This window comes from Flavobacterium sp. CFS9 (assembly GCF_041154745.1).
Taxonomy (GTDB): Bacteria; Bacteroidota; Bacteroidia; order Flavobacteriales; family Flavobacteriaceae; genus Flavobacterium.
The window spans coordinates 3,541,152-3,565,565 of sequence record NZ_AP031573.1 but is presented as its reverse complement, the minus strand read 5'-3'; the positions used below and the strand labels follow the sequence as shown (position 1 = coordinate 3,565,565).

Genomic DNA, 24,414 nt, shown 5'->3' with positions numbered 1-24,414 from the left:
AACATGGAAATCTTGAAATATTTAAACAAAATACAAGAACCTGTAAATCAATACCATAAAGTAATTTAGTAGTACAAAAAATCCCCAAATTTTTACCTAAAACTACCTACAAAAGTAAAAACGTAAAAATTTAAAAAATGAAAACATTATATCCACTCAGCCTAATTATAGTACTAAGTTTTTTTGTTTCTTCTTTTGCCAAAACTGATCATAAGAACGTTTCTTATAAAAAAACTTCAACTGTCGCACCCGTTTACAAGAATTCAGGTTCTGATAATGTAAACGAAATTTCAAATGACTTCTTTAAAAGATATTCTGATTTGAAAAAATATAAATCTGACGTCATGTCATTATACAAAAACAGAACTCCGGGAACTATTTGGTTTGATGAAGATACTATCAATGAGTTTGGCTCTGCATTATATCAAAAAGCTAAAAAAACGAATGATTTGATTGTTCCTTATCAAAAAGAAATCGATGCTCTTTTTTCTTCTTCAGCAACAAAGCTGTCTAAAACAGATGCAGATATGCTTTTGAGTTCTTTATATATTGCTTACGCCAAAAAAACGAATGCCGATGCCGGGAAAAAAATCTCGTATGATGCTATGCTGAAAGATTTTTTAAATTACAGCACTATTGAAGAAGCTACTACTTCGTCCACTGAAAATATTAAAGTAGCATATGATCAATATTACAAATTACAGGACGTTCTGAAAAAATATAAAAAACTAGACCGTTCTAATAAATGGAAGCCTATTGTTCCGGAAGAAACACCTTATAAAGATTTACGTCCGGATGCTGTTTCAAATACTATCGCCCAAGTCAGAACGCGTTTATACTTATTAGGAGATTTAAAAAATGATTCTAAAAGTAACGTTTACGACCGTGAATTAATGGATGCTGTAATGAAGTATAAAGTTCGTAACGGTTTCAAACCTAACTATATTTTAGCAGAAGAACACATTAAAGAAATGAATGTTCCTCTGGCCGATAAAATAGAGACCCTAAAACTTAACATGGAGAGATGTCGTACTATTTCGGATCAGATGGCCGGTTGCGATGAGTATGTTTTAGTCAACGTTCCTTCCTACGAATTGATTTATGTAAAAAATGGGAAGGTGCAACTGTCTTCGAGTGTCTTTGTTGGAGCACCATTAACTAAAACAACCATTTTTAATGGCGAAATTGAAAGAATCGTTTTTAGCCCTTACTGGACCGTTCCGCAAAGTATTGTAAACAATGAGTTGAAAAGTAAAATCGCTGAGGATAAAAATTATTTAGCCAAAAAGAATATGGAAATAGTAAATGGTCAGGTGAGACAAAAACCGGGTCCTGAAAACTCATTAGGATTAGTAAAATTTATGTTTCCGAACCCTGATGACATCTATATGCATGATACTCCATCTAAAACTTTATTCGATTTTGAAAAAAGAACGTTCAGCCATGGTTGTATAAACGTAAAAATGGCTAAAGAATTAGCTACTGCCATGCTTAAAGATTATCCTGAATGGACACCCGATAAAATAGATAAAGCTATGGCGGGCAAAGTAGAAAACAGTTTTAAACTAACTAAAAAAGTACCTATTTATATTACTTATTTTACCTCGCTGGTCAATGAAAATGGAGAAATTGGTTTCTTTCAGGATGTTTATGAGCGAGATGCTGAATTAAACAAAACGGTTTCTCCTCAGACGGGAGTAGTATCTAACTAAAAAGAACGCTAATTATAACTTTAAAAAAGGGTTGAGGGGAATATTATTTAATTGGGGAATTTCAGATTGGGTAATTTTAGATTTGAATTTAGAGTTTAGAAGAATAATACTATCTTTATTAACTCAAATGCAACTCTAAAATTACCCTTTTTTATGGAAGACGATTATACTGAAGTTCGAAAAAGCTGGTGGGACAGAAACTGGAAATGGTTTGTTCCAACCGGATGTTTAAGTCTTGTGGTGCTGTTTGGCTTATTTATAGCCGCACTTGTCTTTGGAGTTACCACCATGCTCAAAGAATCTGATTCTTATAAATCTGCCATGAACGAAGCGCAGCATAATGCAATAGTGCTGGAGAAACTGGGTAGTCCTATTGAAGACAACGGAGTTGCCTCAGGCAGTGTTAATTCAAGCAATAGTGTAGAGCATTGCAACTTGCAAATTCCAATCAGAGGCTCAAAAAGCAGGGGAACTTTATTTGTAGTGGGAACCAAAAACGGAACATGGAAATACGACGAAATGAGTCTTTATGTAGAAGACACTAAAGAAAAAATTGATTTGCTAAAAAAATAAAATACTCTTACAAAATACTTTCCTCCCTTATACTTTTTTACACTATCGCACTATGAGCCTACGTTTGCTTTTTTTAACCTTAGCTTTAAGTTTCAATTATTCCGTTTTCTCACAAACTAACGAACCTCACAATATAAACCAAAAACCTGATAACAAAACCGTTCCGCCCCAAACTGATTATATCAAAATACTTTGGTTAAATAAGCAAGGTGTTCTTCAGCTTAACGAAGACTACATTAAAACTTTAACCGATCCACAGCGGGCTGCACTTGGATTTGTTACTACTGGTGTCGACCATGACTGTTACTGGGATGGTGATAAAAAAAAAGACGAAAGCAACTTAAAATGTAAGTTCCTTTGGGCTCTGAATCTGGGATATCAGTGCTCTGAAACACATTTGATTTTTTTAAAAAAATGGTTTAAAGAAGATCCCGAAGTTTTAGACAGACTGCAATATTGTTCTAAAAATGAGACTACACCCAAAAATAAGGAATTCTTTCTTTGGCTGAAAATGGCTACCACCGACAATAACATCAAAATTATCTACTCGGCAGCTGGCATAGACAGTGATACTAATTCCAATTGGAAATGGACGGAAGCATCCAGCTATTCTTATACCAATACCGGAATTAAACAAATATCCCGAAAAAATCTTGATGGAGGTTTTTTCTAGAAAAAATACTGAAGCTCTGAAATCCTGAGTTACTAAGGTGCTAAGTTTTATTTTTAGAAGAAATAGTTTGATTCTAAAAAACTACCTAGAACCATTATTCAATTCAAATAAAACCTTTGCATCTCTGCACCTTAGAACCTCCCAAAAAACTGTTAAGTATCCAACAAATTGGTTTCTTCTCCAAAAATAAAATTGTGGCTTTATTTTTGAATAAGTAGTATTTTTGAAAACTTATAAAATTACACTTTAATGAAAAAGATTCTACTTCTGTTACTTACGCTTACATTTTCTTTCACTTCTAATGCTCAGATCCAAAAAACTTTAGATCAGCTATCGCAATTGTCGTCAAAGATTAATGGCACCGGAAATGTTGATATTGCTTCGGGATTAAAGGAAGCTTTGAACAAAGGAATTACACAGCAAGTAAGCAAACTAACCGCTGTTGACGGCTTCTATAAAAATGAAGCGGTAAAAATCCTAATGCCGGAAGAATTACAAAAGGTTGACGCTACTTTACGAAGAGTAGGATTATCCTCTCTTGCCGATGAAGGTATAAAAGCTATGAATCGTGCTGCTGAAGATGCTGTTAAAGAAGCTACACCAATTTTTGTTTCTGCGGTTAAAAACATGTCGTTTACCGATGCCAAAAATATTTTGTTGGGCAACGAAAGTGCGGCAACCAGTTATTTACAAAACAGTACGACAACCGCTTTGTACAGTAAATTCAATCCGGTAATCAAAACTTCTTTTGAAAAAGTAGGCGCTGATGTAATCTGGACACAAATCATTAAGAAATACAACACCATTCCTTTAGTTAGAAAAGTAAACCCGGATCTAACTGATTACACAACCAATCAGGCTCTGGCAGGTGTATTTAAAATGATTGCCGTAGAAGAAAAAGACATCCGTACTAACATTAATGCAAGAACATCTCCTTTATTGAAGAAAGTATTTGCGATGCAGGACAAAAAATAGCTTTTATTGTTTAATTGTTGATTTGTTAAATCGTTTAATAGAATTAAGGAATCAACAATTAACCGATTAACCAATAACCTAAACCAAAATGCAAAAAATAACCATTCTGATGCACTGCAAAGATCAAAAAGGAATCATTGCCGCAGTGACCACTTTTATTGCTAAAGTAGAAGGAAATATTACCTATATTGATCAGCATGTTGATGTAGAGCAAAATGTCTTTTTTATGCGACTGGAATGCGAACTTACCAATCAGCATGTGAGTGCCGAATCGATAAAAGAAAATTTTTCAAAAACGATTGCCACCGACTTTAATATGTCGTGGGAATTGTATAATCAGGAACATAAACCTAAAATGGCTTTGTTTGTCTCTAAATACGATCACTGTCTGTTTGACATTCTTGGTCGCTACAGTGCCAACGAATTAAATATAGAAATCCCTGTCATCATCAGCAATCATAACGATTTGCGATCAGTTGCTGAACGATTTAATATTCCTTTTCACTGTATTCCATTTACAAAAGACAATAAAGAAGAAGGCGAAGCCAAACAAATTGAACTGTTAAAAAAATACCAGATTAACTTCATTGTCCTGGCGCGTTATATGCAGATTGTCACACCTAATTTGATTTCGCTTTACGAGAATAAAATCATTAATATCCATCATTCGTTTTTACCGGCCTTCCCGGGTGCCAAACCGTATCACTCGGCTTTTAAGCGAGGGGTGAAAATTATTGGAGCAACCAGCCACTACGTGACAGAACAACTGGATGAAGGACCAATCATTGAACAGGATATTACAAGAGTTTCACACATACATTCTGTTGAGGATTTTATTATGAAAGGGCGTGATTTAGAACGTATCGTTTTAGCCAGAGCGATAAAATTACATGCCGAAAGAAAAACAATAGTTTACAGTAACAAAACCGTTGTTTTTTCTTAGGTACAAAGAGACAGAGGTTCAAAGGGACAAAGTTTTCAACCTATATTTTAAAAAAGTAAACCCGACAGGTTTTTGAAATCTGTCGGGTTTGTTCGTATAAAAGAGAAACCTTTGTCCCTCAGAACCTTTTTACACATCAAAACGGTCCAGATTCATTACTTTAGTCCATGCTGAAACAAAATCTTTAACAAATTTCCCTTTGGCATCACTGCTTGCGTAAACCTCAGCTAAAGCACGAAGTTCAGAATTAGAACCAAATATAAGATCGGCACGGGTTGCGGTCCATTTTACTTCTCCCGTAGTACGATTACGTCCTTCAAAAACTTCACCGGTTTCATCACTGGCTTTCCAGGCTGTTCTCAAATCTAATAAATTCACAAAGAAATCATTACTCAATGTTTCTTTATTTACGGTAAACACACCATGTTTAGAACCGTCATAATTCGCATTCAACACTCTCAGACCACCCACTAACACTGTCATTTCAGGTGCAGACAGGGTTAACAATTGTGCTTTGTCTATTAAAAGTTCTTCGGTAATCGCTCCCGTTTTGGCACTTTTATAGTTTCGGAATCCATCTGCTTTTGGCTCTAATACCTGAAACGAATGTACATCCGTTTGCTCTAAAGTAGCATCACCTCTTCCCTGAGTAAAAGGAACATCAACAGATAAACCTGCATTTGATGCCGCTTTTTCAATAGCTGCAGATCCTCCTAAAACAATTAAATCGGCAATCGATACTGATTTTCCGGAATTAGCAAAATCATTTTGTATGGCTTCTAAAGCAGCCAATACCTTTTTTACCTGTCCTCCTCCATTCACTTCCCAGCTAATTTGAGGTTCAAAACGAATACGGGCGCCATTAGCTCCTCCTCGTTTATCAGAACCACGGAATGTAGAAGCTGATGCCCAGGCCGTATTTACCAATTCTGAAATCGAAAGTCCGCTGGAAAGAATTTTATCTTTTAAAGCGGCAATATCATTATAACTCAACTCGCTTTGAGCTGCAGGAATCGGGTCTTGCCAAATCAATATTTCACTTGGAACTTCTGGCCCCAGATAACGTGAAACAGGTCCCAAATCTCTGTGTGTTAATTTGTACCATGCTCTCGCAAAAGCATCGGCAAACTTGTCGAAATTCTCGTAATAGTCTCTTGAAATTGGTTCGTAAATAGGATCTAATTTCAATGCCATATCGGCTGTTGTCATCATCGGAGCATGTCGTTTGGACGGATCGTGAGCATCTACTACAGTTGTAGCAGCGCTTTCATCTGTTGGTGTCCATTGATGTGCTCCTGCAGGACTTTTGCTCAGTTTCCAATCGTACTTAAACAAAGTTTCAAAAAAACCATTATCCCAGGTAGTCGGATTCGGTTTCCAGGCTCCTTCAATTCCACTGGTAATAGCGTCTCCACCTACTCCGGTACCGAAACTGCTTTTCCATCCCATTCCCATTTGTTCTATGCTGGCACCTTCCGGCTCAGCTCCTACTAATGCTGCATCACCGGCACCATGCGCTTTTCCGAAAGTATGACCTCCCGCAACCAGAGCAACCGTTTCCGCATCATCCATCGCCATTCTTGCAAAAGTCTCTCTAATATCTCTACCGGAACCTAGTGGATCAGGATTACCATCCGGGCCTTCAGGATTTACATATATTAACCCCATTTGCACAGCAGCAAGCGGATTCTCAAGATTTCTGTCACCAGTATATCTGCTAAATGGTTTATCGCTGGTAGCCAGCCATTCTATTTCCGAACCCCAGTTCACATCCTGTTCCGGTTCCCAAACATCTTCTCTTCCGCCAGCAAATCCAAAAGTCTTGAATCCCATAGATTCTAAAGCGCAGTTACCTGCCAGGATCATCAAATCGGCCCAGGAGATTTTGTTACCATATTTCTGTTTGATTGGCCAAAGTAAAAAACGTGCTTTATCTAAATTCCCATTGTCCGGCCAGCTGTTAAGAGGAGCAAAACGCTGATTCCCCGAACTTGCACCTCCACGACCGTCTGAGATACGATACGTTCCGGCACTGTGCCACGCCATACGAATAAATAAAGGACCATAATGACCATAATCTGCTGGCCACCAATCCTGCGAATCTTTCATCAGATCAAAAAGATCTTTTTTGACCGCATTCAGATCTAAAGTTTTAAATGCCTCAGCATAGTTAAAATCTTTTTCCATTGGATCCGACAAACTAGAATGCTGGCGTAATATGTTTAAATTTAAACGATTTGGCCACCAATCTTTATTAGAGGTTCCTGTACCAGCAGTTTCTTTCATTTGTCCGTTATGAAAAGGACATTTACTTACGTTTGAATCACTCATTGTTTTCTGTTTTTTTTGATTAGAATTAACTGTTTTATATCAAATGCTAATTTTTTTAAGAAATCACACCTCATTGATATCTAACACTTTATCAAATATACAAACTTATCTTTGCGATATTAATAAACAAAATTGATTGTTTTTATATTTTAATAATCAAAAATTATTTAACACCACAGAAAGCTCAAAACAGCAGTTTGAAGAATCTTAACTTATGTCCAACAAAGTAATAACAAAACCTTAACAGCAAAACATCCATATAAGTTGGATCTTTGTAGTGTAATAAACTGGTTATTTATTATTTTGGTTTTGGTTAGTTAAATGATGCCGGCGTCTTCGAGATGCCGGCATTTTTTTTGGACTAAATTCTAATACTTTTTGAATAAATTCCAATAAAAAAAATCCAAATTCCAATTTACATCGAACTTGGAATTTGGATTTTGGATTTTATTTTTTTGTTGTTTTGTTTTAGGTTATCAGATTGTGTATCTAACCGCAAAGTCCGCAAAGATTTTTCGCAAAGTTCGCAAAGTTTTTATATTGATAAAGCTTTGTGAACTTTGCACTTTTTATAAAACCATGTACAAAAAACTTTTGCGGACTTTGCGGTTAAATTATGTTCAAAACATAGCAACCTGAAACTTGAAACCTGAAACAAAAAAAGAAAAGAAAAACTAATTCTTCAATCTTTCATGCAGCAATTTAAAGTATGGAAAAGCCTTTAATAATCGGCTTCCGTGCCAGGAGAACATTTCGCCATCGACGAAAATAGTCTTGGCATGATGCGTAAAACGTCCTATTTCAAAAGCATCTTCTTCTTTGAACGGATAAGGCTCTGAAGAAAGAAAAACCAAATCAGGATCGCCTTCCAGACGCATTTTTCTAAGTTCTATTTCGGGATAACGGCCTTTATCACCATAAATATTCTTAAAGTGATTCAGTTTTAACAACTCATTAATATAAGTATTATTTCCTGCTACCATATAAGGATTCTTCCAAATAAAGTAAGCCGTTTTTTTCTCAGGAATGTCCTGAACATATTTTTTAAAATCGTCTAAAGCAAAAAGCAGTTTATTGTTCCATTTCTGAGCTTCGGTTCTGCAATTGAAAAGCTGTCCGAAATCAGAAATCATTTGAAAATTATCCTCAATTGAAACAATATTGGTCACCCAAACGGGACAAACAGCACTTAACTGTGCTACAATTTCGGGAGTATTTTCTTCTTTGTTACAAATGATAATATCGGGTTGGAGCAGTTTTATTTTTTCAAAATGAATCTTCTTGGTTCCTCCGACCATTTTTTTAGTCGACTTAAAATGATACGGATGCACGCAGAACTTGGTTATCCCAACTATTTTTTCTTCTAAACCTAAATCGTATAGTAATTCGGTCTGAGAAGGAACTAACGAAATAATTCGCTTTGGAGCTGTTTCGAAAGTATGTAAAGTACCGATCTGGTCTACTATTTGTTTCATTTTTTTGGATTCGAGATTCTAATTTTCAGTCGCAGTCGCAGTATTCAATCACAATAAGCACCGAGACTGTAAACTGTACACTGCGACTGTAAACTTAAAACTTTATTTATCACCTAAAATTACTGCCATTTCTTTTTGAACTTTCAAAGCTTCTTCTCTCGCTTTTTCAGCGAAGTCTGTTCCTTTTGAAGCGTAGATAATGACTCTTGCCGAATTGACTAACAAGCCTACTTTATCGTTCATTCCGTATTTGCAAACTTCAGATAAACTTCCGCCCTGAGCTCCAATTCCAGGAACCAACAAGAAACTGTCCGGAACAATTTTTCTGATTTCGGTAAAGTATTCTGCTTTTGTAGCGCCAACAACATACATAAGGTTGTGGCTATTTTTCCAGGTTTTAGACGTTTCCAAAACTTGCTTGTATAATTCCTTTCCGTTTGTCGTCAAAGTTTGAAAATCAAATGCTCCTTCGTTTGACGTTAAGGCTAACATTATGGTATGTTTGTTTTCAAAAGCCAAAAAAGGTTCTACAGAATCTTTCCCCATATAAGGAGCAACGGTTACACTGTCGAAATTCAAATCTTCAAAAAAAGCTTTGGCATACATACTTGATGTATTACCAATGTCTCCACGTTTTGCATCGGCAATGGTAAACATTTCCGGAAAATTCTCGTTGATGTAGTTAATGGTTTTCTGAAGCGAAAGCCATCCCTTTAATCCGTAAGCCTCAAAAAAAGCAGTATTTGGCTTGAATCCTACCGCTAAATCGTGCGTGGCATCAATTATTGCTTTATTAAACTCAAAAATAGGATCTTCGGTTTCTAATAAATGTGGCGGAATTTTAGTCAGATCAGGATCTAATCCAACGCATAAAAATGATTTTTTTAAAAGAATTTGTTCGTGTAGTTGTTGTGTTGTCATTCTTGATTTTTTAGTTCTCCAAACAGAGTAGAAATAATTCTATTTTAGAAGTATGCAAAAATAAAAAAAGCCATTCAATTACGAATGGCTTTTTGGTTTTATATTCTATGCAGGTTTACAAATTACCTAAATATACAATTTCTGTTCTTCTGTTTTCTGCTCTTCCTTTAGCTGTTTTATTAGACTGCACCGGTTTTGCAGATCCAAATCCTTGTGAACTTAAGTTAGCCGGATTTACTCCTTTTTCAATCAAAGCATCCATTACTACTTTTGCTCTGGCTTCAGATAATTTCTTGTTAGCTTTTGGATTCCCGGTGTTATCCGTATGTCCGTTGATTGCAAACTTAGCATTTGGATAGTTTTTCAGAATCTCTTTGATAGCTTCTAATCTACCTGAGTTCTCTCCTTTTTTAGCATCGCTTAAAGTTGCTTTTCCACTTGTAAAGAAGATCGATTTCGCTTCTACTTTCAATTGTGCTAATGTTTCTTTTGTAACTTTAGGACAACCGTTATTTTCGGCAGGACCATAAACTAACGGACAAGCATCATCTTTATCCAAAACTCCGTCTTTATCAGCATCTAAAACAGGGCATCCTTTATTTTCTGCAGGACCAGCAACATCCGGACAAGCGTCGTCTTTGTCTAAAATTCCATCTTTATCTGTATCCGGCCAAGGACAACCTTTATTTTCTACCGGACCGGCAACTGCAGGACAAGCATCTACATTGTCTAATAAAGTATCGCCATCGCTATCTTTCCAAGGACATCCTTTATTTTCTACGGGACCTGCAACACTTGGACAAACATCGTCTTTATCAAAAACTTTGTCTCCATCTGTATCCGGCCACGGACAACCGTTATTTTCTGCAGGACCTGCAACTTTTCTACAAGAGTCTTCTTTATCGATTACTCCGTCTTCATCCGTATCTTTGAATTTCTTCTGATAAACCGGAATTTTTACCCCAAGGTGAAAATCAGCCGCTTTGGATTCTTTTGAAACCAGATTCGTCAAAACAGAACCTGAACCAATAAAGAATGCTCCTAAACGAATTCCTGATCCTACCTGCATTCCGCTGTATTCCATCCAGGTCATTGGCACATAAAAACTAAACCATCTGCTTTCGTAACGAGGCGTTAAACTCACACGATTAGCAATACTGCTTCCGTTTAATTTAGAGTCACTCACCATAATGATGTCTCCATTTAAATTCAAATAGAACTTTTTGTACATGTTCCAGTCTACATCAGCATGAATTGCTGTTGGTAAATTGGTTCTAACTCCTTTTGAAGTCGAAACTTTTGTATAATGCTCGTTTAGGAAATCATACAAGTTATCGGCATCGTTGATCATTTTCTCTGTTACCACTCCGGTAACATTATAGGTGTCTAATTTTGAGTTCTTATAATTGATTGAACCAATATCGGTAACCGATAAACCAAAACGTAACTTGTATTTATTCAAATTACGAAAGTTATTGTCTGCTTTCGTTGCTTTGTTTACATCGTACTTTTCGTATTCAGGCCTCCATTCGTAAACAAGTCCGAAATCAAAACCAAAACCATTTGAATTAGCATCAAACTTATAATCTTCATTTGCTTCAAAGTCCTGACTCGCTCCTACGGTTACTTCTCCCTCAGAAAAAAGTGTACTGGCTCTAGGATTCGCTTTGTTTTCTACAAATGCTACTTTCACACCTCTACCCTGAGCATAACCGTTTACACCTCCCTGAAGATACTTTACTGTTAAACCTCCTTTTAAGAAATGCTGATTATTTTGCCATAAAACGGCAGCATACGAAACACCAAGCTCTCCCCATGAATGCGAAACTGCATTTGGATTACCTAAGTTAAAATTAAAGTTACTGGCATGATCTAAACCATCTTTCACTTCATTTACAAGGCTACCATTAACATTATAAGCATTAGTAACAGATCTCGCTCTTGTAAAAACAGCAATGGTATGTTTTGGAGCAATATTAAACATAAAAGAAGGCCCCATGATATCAAAATTAATCAAACCATTGTTTGAGTTAGCCGGTGTCATGATCGACTGCTTGTCAAAATCATATCCTTTTTTATACACGTCAAAAAGGCGCACACCGTAAAGATCATTTGCTACTGTTCCACTGATTGAAAACAGATTCACATCGGTTTTAAAACGAGAATCGGCAATAGAAGCCGGATTAAAAAGAACACTTTGAACACCTGCATAATTATCATGCGTATATCCCAAATAAGACTGAGATTTGGCTGAAAAAGTAATCGCAATAAGTAATAAACTGAGTAAAGTTTTTTTCATTAAAATTTGTTTTGTTTTAGGTAAATTCGGCGGCAAAACTACACTATTTGAATTACAAACAGGTTACGTAAACATTGATTTCCCGTAACTTTTTTAACATTTTTTTTACATGAATCTAAAGACTTTCTACTCGCTTTTCATAAGTACCATTTAATCAAATAATTATAACATTATAGATCAAATTCCTTTATCAGGCATAAAAATCCAAAATGTGAATTATGCAATACTTCATTAAATGGATGTAACAGAAAACCAACCAATAATTTGCAATTTTACATTATTATTACTGCTTAATGATTTTGCAGGAATAGCACAAAAAAAGGAATGAGTTTAAGAAGGAATACTGAAGCAAAATACGCAACTCTGAAACATGATGATTTGGTGTTTGCCGGAGATAAAATGGATAGTAATCTTCAGCAAAAGCAGGGAAAAGTAGAAGAAGAATTTCATCAAATCTTTTCAGATTTGTAACCCTTTCTGGCTCAATCGGGATACCGTCTAGTAATACTTATTAGACGGTATTTTTTTTACTAAAAACTATGTTTCTGTGTGTCGAAAATTATTTTTCCGAATTACACTCAACGGGTTACTGTAAATATTAGTAAATTTCTAACAATTGTTAAACGATATAACCAAAATTAAATTAAGTATCTTTAACCAAATTTCCATTAAATGAAGCTATTTATAAAGTTCGACATTAACACCATTTGTTCGCTTTTTTTAAAACACAATCTGGACCAGCACAATGTAAGCTTTACCACTTTGGGTTTTGGCGAAATTGAGCTTAATAACAACCTTGATGCTGAGGCACTCGAGGCCTTAAAAGAAAAACTGAGCCCTTGTGGTTTTGAAGTGGTAGAAAACCAAAAAAGTGTTTTGGTACAGAAAATAAAGGATGCTATTATTGAACTTGTCTTTATGGAAGACAGTAACAATTACAAAAGTTCTGTATTTTTGGCCGAAAAACTCAATCATAGCTATGGGTATCTGTCGAATGTATTTTCGGAAGTAACTTATTCGTCTATCGAGAATTTTATTATTTTACAAAAAATTGAAAGAGCAAAACAATTAATTATCATCAACGAAATGAGCCTGACCGAAATTGCTTTTTTACTCAACTATTCAAGTGTAGCACACCTGAGTACACAGTTTAAAAACACGACCGGAATTACGCCATCGGCCTTTCAGCGAATTATTAAGAAACGAAGAGAGAATTTAAAATAAAATACAAATACCTATATTAAAATGCAAAAAAACGCATTACACATTTTATTGGCTGACGATGATGAGGACGATCGCCTTTTTTTTAAAGATGCTTTTGAAGAGATAAAGATTCAGACTAAAGTAGAATTTGCGCATGACGGAATGCAATTAATGGACCATTTGATGAATCCTGAGAATGCTTTACCTGATATTTTATTTCTGGATTTGAACATGCCGAAAAAAACCGGAAAAGAATGCCTGATCGAGATTAAAAAAACAGAGCGTTTAAAAGATATTATTATCGCCATCTACTCTACTTCCTCTTCCGAAGAAGATATTGAAGATACTTTTATTCAGGGCGCCAATATTTACATTAAAAAACCAAGTGATTTTAACAATCTGAAAAAAATAATTAATGAAGTCGTTACGGTAAACTGGCACTATCATACCTCAGGGTTAAATCGTGATAATTTTCTGTTGCGGCTAAAATAGTAGGAAATCAATGAAGTGGATCCCAAATTTTAATTCCTCAAACTCATTGAGAGTTATTTTTGTAATCGCTGTTTTCATTCTGTTATTTCTTTCTTCTATTGCTCACAAGCACAATCAGGACCTTAATGAGTCCAGTAAGCTGGTGATGCATACGTATGAAATTAACATTCAGTTAGAACGGTTAATGTCGGCTATTAAAGATGCCGAAACGGGGCAGCGCGGCTATATCATAACCCGCAATGCCCGTTTCCTGACTCCTTACATCTATTCGCGCGACAAGGTAAACACTTCCTTCATTAATTTAAAAAAGCTAACAAAAGACAACCCGCGACAGCAGAAAAATCTTCAAAACTTATTCAAGCTCATCATTCAGCGTTTTGTTTCGTTTGAAAATTGCCTTAAATACAGCGATCCTAAAACCTACGACAAACGAAAACTCGACAATCATTTGTTTGGAGGACGAATTTTGATGGAAAACATTCGTTTTAAAGTAGACGAAATGAATGACATCGAAAAAACGGATCTGGCCAAAAGACTAAAAATCTACGATGCCGAAATTTCCCTGAGCCCGCTTTTTTCTATTTCACTGTTTCTGGTTGCTTTAAGCTTTATTCTTTTGGCTTACCGACAAATTAGTCGTGATTTCGAACGTCTGAAAATCTTCAACAAACAGCTTTTGATTTCCGGAAAACTGATGGCCGAATCTGAAACTATTGGTAAATTTAGTACCTGGCAATGGGATTTAGACACCAACAAAATAGACTATTCCGACAATCAATTTCGTTTGTTGGGCTATGAACCCAATGCTTTTGTTCCCGAAAAAGGTACCTTTCTAAGCTTTGTTCATCCCGATGATAAAGAAATAGTCGCAAAGTCGATGAGAGGAATTCTGGATTATAAACAATTGCCTTTTGTTTACTATAAAATTATACTTCCGACACAAGAAGTAAGGCATTTTAAAACCACAGGAAAATTATTGACTGACGAGCAGGGAAGCAAAATTTTACTGGGAATCAACTTTGACATTACCGACGAGCATTTACTCAACATAGAACTTCAGGCACGTAACGTCGAACTGGAAAACAGTAATAAAGAACTGGCTTCTTTCAACCACGTTGCGAGTCACGATTTACAGGAACCTCTTCGAAAAATTCAGACTTTTATCTCCCGAATTTCAGATGCCGACAAAGCAGCTATGTCTCAGAACGCCAATGATTATATTGCAAAAATTGAGATTTCGGCCAAAAGAATGCGCGTTCTAATTGATGATTTATTGTTGTTCTCCAGAACCAATACCACCAAAAAAGAATTCATTAAATCAAATTTAAATGAATTGCTTAAAAATGCCGAAGCGGAATTAACCGAAATGATCGACGAGAAAAAAGCGGTGATTACGTCTACAAAATTGCCTAAACTGGCCGTTATTCCGTATCAAATCGAACAGCTTTTTATCAATCTTATTGGAAATTCTTTAAAGTACAACCGTCCGGATGTGGCTCCTGAAATTAACATTGAAAGTCAAAAAGTATTTTCGGTAGATTATCGCGAACTATTAGACCAGAATGTAAAAAAATACCACAAAATAACTTTTACAGATAACGGAATGGGCTTTGACCCTCAATTTAAGGAAACTATTTTTGTATTGTTTCAGCGCTTACATTCTAAAACCGATTATCCGGGAACAGGAATTGGCCTGGCCATCTGCAAAAAAATTGTCGACAATCACAAAGGATATATCATGGCCGACAGTCAGCCTGATCAGGGTTCCGTATTTACCATTTTTCTTCCGGATTAACCCCTCAAAAAAATCTTTAAAATCCACATAACAAACGTTATATAAATCTTTTATGGGAATTATATAACGTTTCTTTTTTTTGTTGTAAAGCAAAATCTGCCATTCGTTGCCATCTTTGTAAAGTAATACTTTATGAAGTAATAATGAAAACAATTCCCCGAGTAAAAGCTTTTTTTTTAAGAACGATATTTCTATTGTGTGTAATAGTTTTTGTCTCCTCCTGTAAAAAAAACTATCCAATAGCCACTTCTTTAAAAAATGAAACTTTTACAAAGAATGAAAAAGAAGAAATTGAAGCCTTTTTTTTTATCGCGGCGGCAAATGTAAGTCAAACCATTATTTCTAAAAGTCAAATTGCACAGCAAAAAAGTTCTGACAACAATATACTGGAAGTAAGCAAACAAATCGAAATCAATCAAAATCAGCTGTTACAGGAAATTACAAATCTGGCGAATAAAAAGCTGATCATTATTACCGAAATCAATGCCACCCATAAGCGGGATTTATACGATTTAATTGATGCCAGCGAAACCAATTTCAACGCGGCTTATCTGGATTCGATGAATGCCTCTTTAGAAGAACAAATCCGATTACTCGAATCGATTTCAAAGGAAACGAACGATCAGATTATTTTAGAAATGGTGCTACAATACCTGCCAAAACAATATGAGTTTGTCAGAGAAATTCAAAAATCAAGAATAGTAATCTAAACGCCTATATACGCTATTATTAACTAAACTATTTAACTATGAAAATGTACCCAAATTTTTTATGCGCCTTAGCCCTTTTCTTAACAGCATCGTTTGGAATGCTGAACGCTCAGAACAATAATGTAAATCCCGAGTACGGAATCAAAGGAGGATTCAATATGTCGAATTTGTACTCTAGTGATGCCAATGACGAAAACGTATTATACGGTTTCAATGCTGGTCTTTACGCCACTTTACCAATCTCAGATTTCATAGCCATTCAGCCTGAAATCCTGTTCACGACAAAAGGAGCCAAACTGGAATACAATAATGTTTTTGCCAGCGGAGATTCAAAATTCAGACTCAACTACATCGAAGTTCCTTTACTGGTTAGAGTAAATATCACCCCTAACTTTAACGTTCATGCCGGTGGTTATGCTTCTTATTTGGTAAGCTCAAAAGTAACCGGCAGAGGTGACTTTAACTTCGAGCAGGAAATCGACACTGATGATCTGAACAAGTTTGACGCCGGTTTATCAGCAGGTGTTGGAGTCGATTTTGATCCAGTAAGCATCGGATTACGTTACAACTACGGACTAACTACTATTGGAAAAGAAAGGACTGTAGCCGGAACAACATACACTTTTCCGGATGCAAAAAACAGCAACCTTACTTTATACCTTTCGTATAAGTTAAACTAAGAAAAAGATTCAATTAAACCTAAATACAAAAATCATGTCAAATCTACTATACACAATCGCGTTGGTACTGGTCATTCTTTGGGCATTGGGCTTTTTTGTTTACAGCCTCGGAAGTATCATTCATATTTTACTGGTCATTGCAGTTATTGCCATATTATTAAGGCTCATTAAAGGCCGTGAAATTTAAAAAGAAGAAACACTATTAAGCACTATATATTAATTACTAAATCGAATATTATGAAAACGAGCACCACAATTTTAGGAATATTAGGAGCCGCAGCAGCGGGAGCAGTTTTAGGAGTTTTATTTGCACCGGACAAAGGATCAAATACCAGAAAAAAAATATCAGACAAGTCTAAAGATTACGGAGATAATATAAAAACCAAGTTCAACGGAGTCGTTAGCACCATTAAGTCAAACGGAAAAGAAATTATCGAAGAGGGAAAAGCAAAATTCAGTCAGGCAAAAGAGGACTTCAACACCCTTAAGGATGAAGCCAAAGCTGTAAAATCCAACTATTAAAAAGGTGAATTTTAAAACCTAAATACCCCTCTATTATGGAATCAAATGCAACAACAAACGAGAACTTAAATCTTTACGAGAAAGCAGAGAACTATACCAAAACGAGTTTAGAATTAATCAAACTCAAAACAGTATCAGCATCGGCAGATGTTTTATCAACATTGACCTCCAGGATCGCGGTTGGCGCTGTTGTTGCATTTTTTACTTTGTTCCTTAATATTGGAATCAGTTTATGGATTGGAAAAAAACTTGGCGAAAACTATTACGGTTTTTTTATACTGGCCCTGTTTTACTTAATTGTTGCCATTGTACTGCACAAATCGCATCACAAACTCATTAAAACCCCTATCGGAAACATGATTGTTTCCAGCATATTGAAAGAAACTAAAGCAGAAGCTCATTGTGACTCAAGTCAATCAAAAAACTAAAAAAGACTGTTATGGAAACTATTTATACCCTTGATTCACTAGACCGGAAAATTCAGCTTTTAGAAAACCAACAAAATGCCGAATGGTGCGCCATTAAAGACGAAATCGATGAAATTAAAGAGCATCTAAAACCTCTTAACCTGATTCGCAGCACCGTTGAAGAAATCAACGAAACGGTTGGATTTAAGAGCGATCTCGCACAGTCGGCTATTAGTATCGGAATTGGTTATCTCGCCAAAAGATTTGTAGTGGGCAAAAGCACCTCGACTTTCAAAAATATTTTCGGGTCTGTGTTACAGCTTTTTGTGACCAATGTGGTTTCGAAATCGGGGAATTCCTAAGATACTGAGGTTCTGAGATGCTAAGATGCTAAGATCTGTGACCTATAATTTTAGATCCAAAGGAACAAAGGTTTTTTGGATGTGTTTGCATCCTTCACGAAAAATGCTGAGAGATTTAGAAAACCTAATTTTTAGCTAAATTCCACAAATTATTTCATTTTACAGCAACCGTTTTTTCAGCTGTAATCCATATAAACAATAAAAAAAGGAGTGTTTCAAACAATGAAACACTCCTTTTTCATATATCTATTTTCAGAAATCTTTGAACCTAAACTCTCAGAACCTCAGTACCTAAGAACCTTAGCAACTTAAAAAACCTCCGACGCTTCCTTCAATTTCTCCATATTGTTTACCAATTGAAGCTCGGCAACAATTTTCTGAATATCACCATTCATGATGTTTCCTAAATCGTATAACGTTAATCCCACACGGTGATCGGTTACACGACCTTGTGCGTAGTTGTACGTACGAATCTTAGCCGAACGGTCACCCGAACTTACCTGAGAACTACGTTTTGTAGCGTCTTCCTCTTGTTTTTTAGCCAATTCCATTTCGTACAAACGAGAACGTAAAACCGTTAACGCTTTATCTTTATTTTTATGCTGCGATTTCTGATCCTGACACTGTGCCACCAATCCCGTAGGAATGTGCGTTAAACGTACAGCCGATTTCGTTGTATTTACCGACTGTCCTCCAGGTCCTGACGAACAGAAGAAATCTACACGAACATCGTTCATATCGATTTGTACATCAAACTCTTCCGCTTCCGGTAAAACCATTACCGTTGCTGCCGAAGTATGCACACGACCTTGAGTTTCGGTTTGCGGAACACGCTGTACACGATGCACACCTGCTTCAAATTTCAGGGTTCCGTACACATCTTCTCCGGTAACTTCAAAAATAACCTCTTTGAAACCTCCCGAAGTACCTTCGTTCATATCCACCACAGAAGTTCTCCAACCTTGTGACTCACAGTATTTCGTATACATTCTGAACAAATCCCCTGCAAAAATACTCGCTTCGTCCCCACCCGTTCCGGCACGGATCTCCACCATGACATTTTTAGCATCTTCAGGATCTTTAGGAATCAACATAAATTTGATTTCCTCCTCCAGTTGCGGCAAGCGTTCTTTTGCTTCTTCCAGCTGCATTTTGGCCATTTCAACCATATCTGCATCGCTTCCGTCAGCAATAATTTCGTTTGCTTCGTCAATATTTGCTAAAACAAGAATGTATTCTTCTCTTTTTTCAACCAAAGCTTTGATGCTTTTATATTCCTGGTTGAGTTGCACATAACGCTTTTGATCCGCAATAACATCCGGCTGAATAATCAAATCCGAAATCTCATCAAAACGCTGCTTTACATATTGAAGTCTATCTAACATTTTCTAATTCCTTTTATTGGAGGGCAAAATTACAAAAATTTTACCGAAAATTCTAGTGTTGTTTTTTTGTGTTTTTTGAGATCAAAATTTAGCCGAACTATAATAAGTTTTAGGAGCTTGTTCCTGCTATCCACTCTATCTTTTTAGGCAGAAGTTTTACGGTTTAATATTCATCTTTCCGTTTGCCTAAAAAGGATGCCGCTGCTATCAGGGCTAGGGGTCTTGGTCTTTTTATTAGCTTTTATGGATTTCCGTAAAATCAGTCACTTAAAAGAATCTACTTTTATCAAAAATCAGGTGTTTTTACGTGGTTGTAAATTTAAATTAAAGACGATGTTTGTTACAGTAAAAACAATAATTAATTATAAAACTACAATCATCTCATATGAAAAACGGTCCAATCTACTTTATTTTTAACATCTTTATAGAAGGCTTAAAATATATCTCATTAGTTGAATTTTTTAAATTTTTAGCTGTTTATTTTTTTTACCGTAATGATAGTGATGATAAAAAAAGTATAGCTAGAAGATGGGCAGTAGATTTTTTCATTTTAGCTAAATGGATATTAATTATTTATGCAATGAATATTAGTTTAACAAATACTTACTTCACAATATTAATCTGGTATTTAATTTTCACGAACCTCTATACTTATTTTTATTATCATATTTGGCATAAAAATGCGATGAATACAGAATCTTTTCTAATAGATAGAGTACGTCGTAGATTCATAACATTAATACTTTCAATTGGTTTTTCCAATCTTTGTTTTGCCTACTTCATACGTTATCCATACAATACAGATTTTGTATGGACTGACAAAAAACTTAGTACTATTCAAGCAATTTGTTTTAGTTGTGCTAATTCATTAACTGCTGACTATCCTAAAATTAATGCTTCAACAAATATTGGTTTCCAAATAACCATAGTACAATTAATAATTAGTTTTGTGTTTTTAACCTTAATTCTCGGCAAAACTTTACCTCAAACGACTTCAACAACATAATCTATTAGGTTTTAATTTCACTATAAAAAAATGCAAATAAAAATTTTTTTTTCTTGGCAACTCACCACTCAAGCAAAATATAATAAAGATTTCATATTGGCATCCTTAAATGAGGCAATCACTGAACTACATATTAGAGAAGACTTCAAAAATATTGAATACATAATTGAAGAAGGTACAAATGGAATCCCTGGTTCGCCATCTATTCCTCATAAAATAATGGATGAGAGAATCCCTAATTGCGATATTTTTATTGCAGATTTATCAATTGTTAATCATACTTCTAGATTTGTAAAATTTATAAAACGAACATTTGAAAATCAAAAGCATAAACCAGCACATAATGACAATGTGTTAATTGAATATGGAGTAGCTTATGATTCAATTGGAACGGAAAGAATTATAGGAATTTTAAATTCTTATTATGGATCACCAAATGAGGACAACTCAAATATTACATTTGATATTAGGCATTTGAAATTTCCTATTGAATATTCTTACAGCAAGAAAAACAAGGATAGTAATAAAATTAAAAGTCAGTTAGTAGGAGCAATTACGAACAAAATTGAAGAAGCCACTTTATATATATTAAAAAATCAAAAGGATAAATATAGACCTTTTAAAAATTGGAATACATGGAATTTAGAATTTGATAGCTCCCAAAGATTTCATCATAACAACTTTATCGATAATCTCTCAAATACTATAACTAATTCCATAAATCAAAAAAAAGAAAGCATAAGACTAATTGGTCTTTCAGGGCTTGGAAAAACAAGAATTTTGTTCGAAATTTTTAAACCCATAGAAGAAAACCATGAAAGCTTGTTATTATCAAGTCGTATTCTTTATTATGATTTTAAAGAAAAATCTCCATTAGATTTAATACAATTTATCATAAATCTTCAAAACAAAAATGAAGATAAAATAATTATATTAGACAACTGCGATATATCTGATCATAGAATGTTGTTAAAATACTTAAATAAACCAAACAATAAACTTTTTCTAGTAACAATTGATTCCAATCCTGAAGAATTAGATTCAAGTAAACATGCAAATATAAATTATTTACACATTAAGCAGGAAAACTTAGCTGATGTGGTTAAAGAAATAATTGAAGAAGACTTTTCATATTTAAGTAATGAAGATACCGAAAAAATAAAAGAATTCTCACAAGGAATTCCATTAATGGTTACACTTTTAACTGATAGTGCTAAGCAAGGAAATCCAATGACTGGTAAATTAGATGACAAAGAATTATTGGATAAATTATTAGGAGCACAGGGAAATGATGGTGTAAATAGAAATATTCTTCGATCTTGCTCATTGTTTAACCACATAGGTTTTGAAGATGAATTTAGGAAAGAACTAGAATACATTGCAAAAAATAGAAATTTAACAAGTGTTGATATCCAGAATAATGATGTGCTTGTTAATACATTTACTCAAACTTGCAATCACTTTTTAAAAAGGGAAATTTTTGAAAGGAGAGGTAGATACATCAGTATGAGGCCATTTCCCTTAGCTATGCAATTAGCCAGCGAATGGCTTGAAACATGTACTTCTGAAAAAATGTCTGATATAATTGATTATATTTCTAACATTGAAGAAGATATACATAAAAAAAATATTTCTGATTCATTTGCAAAACGAATGAAATACTTAAATTTTAATGCAAAAGCAGTGCAAATTACAGATAAATTAGTAGACAAATTCGGCCCTTTTCATGATGCGAAAGTTTTAAATACAGAATTGGGTTCACGCCTCTTTCGCTCATTTGTAGAAGTGAACCCTGTAGCTACAGCTAATGCCCTTTGGGATATTTTCGGCAAAATGCCTAAAAGTGAATTATTAAAAATTAATGAAGGTAGAAGAAATTTAGTTTGGTCTCTAGAAAAATTATGCTTTGACAATCGAGCGTTTCAACAGAGTGCAAAAACATTATTTTTGTTTGCTCGTGCTGAAAATGAAAGTTGGTCAAACAATGCAACAGGAGTATTTATACATCTATTTAAAATTTTGCTACCTGGAACAGAAGCGAATTTAATAGATCGATTTGATGTACTAAAATGGTGTTTCGCCTTCGAAGATGAGCATTCTAAGAATCTAGCTTTAGCTGGCATTAAATCAGCTTTAGATGCATCTCACTTTTCAAGAATGATGGGGTCTGAACAACAAGGTCAGATCAAACTAGAAGATTATAATCCATCTCCTCAGGAAATATCTACTTATTGGAAAGAGATATTGAATTTAATAATTATACCGATACTCAATAATAACTTAATAGCTGATACTTGTATAAATATAATCTTAGATTCATTACGTTCAATAACTAGATTTGGAGAGTTTGATATATTAAAAAGCTATTTAGAAATAATCTTTGAAGTTAAAAATTGGGATTTTGATAAAGGTCTTTTAGCTTTAAAACAAGTAAGAAAGTATGATCAACAGTTTCTTTCGACAGATAATTTAGAAGAGATTGATAGTTTTATAAAAAAAATATCAAAGGATGATTTTAAAAGTAGATTTTTAAATGCCGATAATCATTTTTATTTAGATAATATTGATTTTGGAAGTGATTCATTTGAAAAATACCGAAAGCATTTCGAGAATTTAGCTACTGAATTTATAAAAGACAATTATTCTTGGGAAGAATATTTACCAATATTTTATTCTACTAAACCAGAATATACATATTATTTTGGTCGCAAAATATCTGAATTATTAAAATTGAAGGAAGATAGAAAAAGAAAATTTATTAATTTATCAATAAAAGTTCTAGAAGAAATCAATGAGAAAAAAAGAAATTACACATTGCTTGCCGGCTTTATAAGTTGCTCTAATAAAATTGATAAGGAATTGGTTTATGAAAAAATAAATCAAAATTTTACTCTTCAAAAATCATTATTTTACTTTATAAGCAATGATTCTGATGGTAGCAATTATTTTGAATACTTATATAATATCTTAGATAAAAATCCAGAAGATATTAATGTTCTATTTAAATACACATATAATCAAGCGATCTTAAGCACATCAATTGACAAGAAATTAGAATTTTATAAAAATATTTTAGCAAGAAACAGAAACTCATATCAATTTATTATTGAGTCAATTTTTAGTAATACATATAACAGTGAAATTTTAGATTTTAAACTAATAAACTATACTAAAAATCTAGTTATTGAATTTGGGTCAGAATTTAATTTTAGCGATTACAAAATTTCACAACTATTAATAAAAATATTAAATTATGATAATGATATTGAGTTAGCTCAAATCATAAATCGGACTATAATTGCAAAAATTTCTTGGGGGAATAGTTATCATTTAGATAATCAAGTACAGAAAATTTATGAAATTTTAATTGAAAAATATTTTGATGCAATTTGGGATGAATTAAGCGTTAATTTAATCGCAATAAATGACAATTATAGTAAATTTCAAGGATTAAAATACATATTAGGCTCACATATTGGTGGTGTTGGTAGAACAACTGGCTTACTATTTAATGGAAATATTGATATCATTTTCGATTGGGCACAACAAAACAAAGATATCGCTCCTGAAAGATTAGCTCAATTAATACCAATCTATGCAGATGACAATACTAATTACAATAGTCTAAATCCATTGGCAATAAAATTACTTGATAATTTTGGTAATATTGAGCAAGTTATAAGAAGTTTTAGTTCAAATATGGGTTCTTATTCATGGACTGGTTCAATCGTTCCTCTTTTAAAAGCTAAAAAAGAAATTTTCATGTATTTATCCAACCATAAATTTGAAACTGTTAGGTCTTGGGCAAATATGAGATTAAGTTACATTGATAAAGAAATAGAGAATGAAAAGAATAGAGATGAGGAAATGTACTTATAATTTAGCCCCTCCGCTAGCGCGAACGTCACGCTCGTGCATCCAAATTCAGATAAAACTAACAATAAAACCAC

Annotated in this window: 22 protein-coding genes; 17 read left to right on the top strand and 5 right to left on the bottom strand. The window is 34.3% G+C overall.

The genetic code is table 11. The annotated features are described in order from the left end of the window. The first annotated feature begins 137 nt into the window (after positions 1-137). The 5 genes from ACAM30_RS15050 (at position 138) to purU (ending at position 4,876) form a co-directional block, all read left to right on the top strand. Entirely contained in the window at positions 138-1,712 is a 1,575-nt protein-coding gene (locus tag ACAM30_RS15050) for a L,D-transpeptidase family protein (protein WP_369615416.1), read from the top strand. 153 nt (positions 1,713-1,865) lie between these two features. Next, positions 1,866-2,285: a cytochrome c oxidase assembly factor Coa1 family protein gene (locus ACAM30_RS15045; RefSeq protein WP_369615415.1), complete on the top strand. Its 420-nt coding sequence runs from the start codon at positions 1,866-1,868 to the stop codon at positions 2,283-2,285. Positions 2,286-2,337: 52 nt separating this feature from the next. Then, complete coding sequence (locus tag ACAM30_RS15040; protein ID WP_369615414.1) at positions 2,338-2,958, top strand: hypothetical protein; 621 nt, start codon at positions 2,338-2,340, stop codon at positions 2,956-2,958. A gap of 249 nt (positions 2,959-3,207) precedes the next feature. After that, positions 3,208-3,933, top strand: a complete 726-nt coding sequence (locus ACAM30_RS15035) for a DUF4197 domain-containing protein (RefSeq protein WP_369615413.1) — start codon at positions 3,208-3,210, stop codon at positions 3,931-3,933. Positions 3,934-4,021: 88 nt separating this feature from the next. After that, positions 4,022-4,876, top strand: coding sequence for a formyltetrahydrofolate deformylase (gene purU / locus ACAM30_RS15030; RefSeq protein ID WP_369615412.1), 855 nt, complete (start codon positions 4,022-4,024; stop codon positions 4,874-4,876). 129 nt (positions 4,877-5,005) lie between these two features. Here the strand turns inward: purU and katG are convergent, their stop codons facing one another. The 4 genes from katG to ACAM30_RS15010 all read right to left on the bottom strand — a co-directional run bounded on the left by katG (position 5,006) and on the right by ACAM30_RS15010 (position 11,902). Beyond that, on the bottom strand, positions 5,006-7,207 hold the full coding sequence (katG, locus tag ACAM30_RS15025; protein WP_369615411.1) for a catalase/peroxidase HPI: 2,202 nt from the start codon (positions 7,205-7,207) through the stop codon (positions 5,006-5,008). 674 nt (positions 7,208-7,881) lie between these two features. Continuing rightward, positions 7,882-8,682 (bottom strand): ABC transporter substrate-binding protein, encoded by an 801-nt coding sequence (locus tag ACAM30_RS15020; protein ID WP_369615410.1) that lies wholly within the window; start codon positions 8,680-8,682, stop codon positions 7,882-7,884. A 102-nt stretch (positions 8,683-8,784) separates the two neighbouring features. After that, on the bottom strand, positions 8,785-9,603 hold the full coding sequence (pyrF, locus tag ACAM30_RS15015; protein ID WP_369615409.1) for an orotidine-5'-phosphate decarboxylase: 819 nt from the start codon (positions 9,601-9,603) through the stop codon (positions 8,785-8,787). A 115-nt stretch (positions 9,604-9,718) separates the two neighbouring features. Further along, positions 9,719-11,902: a DUF5723 family protein gene (locus tag ACAM30_RS15010; protein WP_369615408.1), complete on the bottom strand. Its 2,184-nt coding sequence runs from the start codon at positions 11,900-11,902 to the stop codon at positions 9,719-9,721. A 324-nt stretch (positions 11,903-12,226) separates the two neighbouring features. Here ACAM30_RS15010 and ACAM30_RS15005 point away from each other — a divergent pair, with 324 nt between their 5' ends. The 10 genes from ACAM30_RS15005 to ACAM30_RS14960 all read left to right on the top strand — a co-directional run bounded on the left by ACAM30_RS15005 (position 12,227) and on the right by ACAM30_RS14960 (position 18,073). After that, a complete protein-coding gene (locus ACAM30_RS15005) occupies positions 12,227-12,373 on the top strand; it encodes a general stress protein CsbD (RefSeq protein WP_369615407.1) in 147 nt (48 codons plus the stop codon). Between the two features lie 201 nt (positions 12,374-12,574). Next, positions 12,575-13,126 carry an AraC family transcriptional regulator gene (locus ACAM30_RS15000; protein WP_017498551.1) on the top strand — a complete coding sequence of 184 codons (552 nt, stop codon included), beginning with the start codon at positions 12,575-12,577 and terminating at the stop codon, positions 13,124-13,126. A gap of 21 nt (positions 13,127-13,147) precedes the next feature. Then, positions 13,148-13,597, top strand: a complete 450-nt coding sequence (locus ACAM30_RS14995) for a response regulator (RefSeq protein WP_369615406.1) — start codon at positions 13,148-13,150, stop codon at positions 13,595-13,597. A gap of 10 nt (positions 13,598-13,607) precedes the next feature. Then, positions 13,608-15,392: a CHASE3 domain-containing protein gene (locus ACAM30_RS14990; RefSeq protein WP_369615405.1), complete on the top strand. Its 1,785-nt coding sequence runs from the start codon at positions 13,608-13,610 to the stop codon at positions 15,390-15,392. 143 nt (positions 15,393-15,535) lie between these two features. Then, the gene (locus ACAM30_RS14985) at positions 15,536-16,102 is read left to right on the top strand and encodes a DUF4142 domain-containing protein (protein ID WP_369615404.1); all 567 of its coding nucleotides are present in this window, start codon (positions 15,536-15,538) and stop codon (positions 16,100-16,102) included. 38 nt (positions 16,103-16,140) lie between these two features. Further along, entirely contained in the window at positions 16,141-16,782 is a 642-nt protein-coding gene (locus ACAM30_RS14980) for a porin family protein (protein WP_369615403.1), read from the top strand. Between the two features lie 34 nt (positions 16,783-16,816). Further along, positions 16,817-16,969 carry a lmo0937 family membrane protein gene (locus tag ACAM30_RS14975; RefSeq protein WP_123923494.1) on the top strand — a complete coding sequence of 51 codons (153 nt, stop codon included), beginning with the start codon at positions 16,817-16,819 and terminating at the stop codon, positions 16,967-16,969. A 50-nt stretch (positions 16,970-17,019) separates the two neighbouring features. Next, complete coding sequence (locus ACAM30_RS14970; protein ID WP_369615402.1) at positions 17,020-17,304, top strand: YtxH domain-containing protein; 285 nt, start codon at positions 17,020-17,022, stop codon at positions 17,302-17,304. 35 nt (positions 17,305-17,339) lie between these two features. After that, complete coding sequence (locus ACAM30_RS14965) at positions 17,340-17,732, top strand: hypothetical protein (RefSeq protein WP_369615401.1); 393 nt, start codon at positions 17,340-17,342, stop codon at positions 17,730-17,732. Between the two features lie 11 nt (positions 17,733-17,743). Then, complete coding sequence (locus ACAM30_RS14960; protein WP_369615400.1) at positions 17,744-18,073, top strand: hypothetical protein; 330 nt, start codon at positions 17,744-17,746, stop codon at positions 18,071-18,073. Positions 18,074-18,381: 308 nt separating this feature from the next. On the opposite strand, the gene prfA is transcribed toward ACAM30_RS14960, so the two are convergent. Continuing rightward, on the bottom strand, positions 18,382-19,458 hold the full coding sequence (prfA, locus tag ACAM30_RS14955; protein ID WP_369615399.1) for a peptide chain release factor 1: 1,077 nt from the start codon (positions 19,456-19,458) through the stop codon (positions 18,382-18,384). Positions 19,459-19,843: 385 nt separating this feature from the next. Here prfA and ACAM30_RS14950 point away from each other — a divergent pair, with 385 nt between their 5' ends. Both ACAM30_RS14950 and ACAM30_RS14945 read left to right on the top strand, forming a co-directional pair. Further along, on the top strand, positions 19,844-20,464 hold the full coding sequence (locus ACAM30_RS14950) for a hypothetical protein (protein WP_369615398.1): 621 nt from the start codon (positions 19,844-19,846) through the stop codon (positions 20,462-20,464). A 30-nt stretch (positions 20,465-20,494) separates the two neighbouring features. Next, positions 20,495-24,343: a hypothetical protein gene (locus ACAM30_RS14945; RefSeq protein ID WP_369615397.1), complete on the top strand. Its 3,849-nt coding sequence runs from the start codon at positions 20,495-20,497 to the stop codon at positions 24,341-24,343. Positions 24,344-24,414: the final 71 nt, after the last annotated feature.

Excerpts from the sequence above, each read along its gene's own strand:
- ACAM30_RS14945 (WP_369615397.1), top strand. The coding sequence starts at position 20,495 with ATGCAAATAAAAATTTTTTTTTCTTGGCAACTCACCACTCAAGCAAAA.
- ACAM30_RS14990 (WP_369615405.1), top strand. The coding sequence starts at position 13,608 with ATGAAGTGGATCCCAAATTTTAATTCCTCAAACTCATTGAGAGTTATT.
- ACAM30_RS15045 (WP_369615415.1), top strand. The coding sequence starts at position 1,866 with ATGGAAGACGATTATACTGAAGTTCGAAAAAGCTGGTGGGACAGAAAC.
- ACAM30_RS15035 (WP_369615413.1), top strand. The coding sequence starts at position 3,208 with ATGAAAAAGATTCTACTTCTGTTACTTACGCTTACATTTTCTTTCACT.
- ACAM30_RS14950 (WP_369615398.1), top strand. The coding sequence starts at position 19,844 with ATGAAAAACGGTCCAATCTACTTTATTTTTAACATCTTTATAGAAGGC.
- ACAM30_RS15010 (WP_369615408.1), bottom strand. The coding sequence starts at position 11,902 with ATGAAAAAAACTTTACTCAGTTTATTACTTATTGCGATTACTTTTTCA.
- ACAM30_RS14995 (WP_369615406.1), top strand. The coding sequence starts at position 13,148 with ATGCAAAAAAACGCATTACACATTTTATTGGCTGACGATGATGAGGAC.
- purU (WP_369615412.1), top strand. The coding sequence starts at position 4,022 with ATGCAAAAAATAACCATTCTGATGCACTGCAAAGATCAAAAAGGAATC.
- katG (WP_369615411.1), bottom strand. The coding sequence starts at position 7,207 with ATGAGTGATTCAAACGTAAGTAAATGTCCTTTTCATAACGGACAAATG.
- ACAM30_RS14970 (WP_369615402.1), top strand. The coding sequence starts at position 17,020 with ATGAAAACGAGCACCACAATTTTAGGAATATTAGGAGCCGCAGCAGCG.
- ACAM30_RS15020 (WP_369615410.1), bottom strand. The coding sequence starts at position 8,682 with ATGAAACAAATAGTAGACCAGATCGGTACTTTACATACTTTCGAAACA.
- ACAM30_RS14965 (WP_369615401.1), top strand. The coding sequence starts at position 17,340 with ATGGAATCAAATGCAACAACAAACGAGAACTTAAATCTTTACGAGAAA.
- ACAM30_RS15005 (WP_369615407.1), top strand. The coding sequence starts at position 12,227 with ATGAGTTTAAGAAGGAATACTGAAGCAAAATACGCAACTCTGAAACAT.
- ACAM30_RS14975 (WP_123923494.1), top strand. The coding sequence starts at position 16,817 with ATGTCAAATCTACTATACACAATCGCGTTGGTACTGGTCATTCTTTGG.
- prfA (WP_369615399.1), bottom strand. The coding sequence starts at position 19,458 with ATGTTAGATAGACTTCAATATGTAAAGCAGCGTTTTGATGAGATTTCG.
- ACAM30_RS15000 (WP_017498551.1), top strand. The coding sequence starts at position 12,575 with ATGAAGCTATTTATAAAGTTCGACATTAACACCATTTGTTCGCTTTTT.
- ACAM30_RS14985 (WP_369615404.1), top strand. The coding sequence starts at position 15,536 with ATGAAAACAATTCCCCGAGTAAAAGCTTTTTTTTTAAGAACGATATTT.
- ACAM30_RS14980 (WP_369615403.1), top strand. The coding sequence starts at position 16,141 with ATGAAAATGTACCCAAATTTTTTATGCGCCTTAGCCCTTTTCTTAACA.
- ACAM30_RS14960 (WP_369615400.1), top strand. The coding sequence starts at position 17,744 with ATGGAAACTATTTATACCCTTGATTCACTAGACCGGAAAATTCAGCTT.
- pyrF (WP_369615409.1), bottom strand. The coding sequence starts at position 9,603 with ATGACAACACAACAACTACACGAACAAATTCTTTTAAAAAAATCATTT.
- ACAM30_RS15050 (WP_369615416.1), top strand. The coding sequence starts at position 138 with ATGAAAACATTATATCCACTCAGCCTAATTATAGTACTAAGTTTTTTT.
- ACAM30_RS15040 (WP_369615414.1), top strand. The coding sequence starts at position 2,338 with ATGAGCCTACGTTTGCTTTTTTTAACCTTAGCTTTAAGTTTCAATTAT.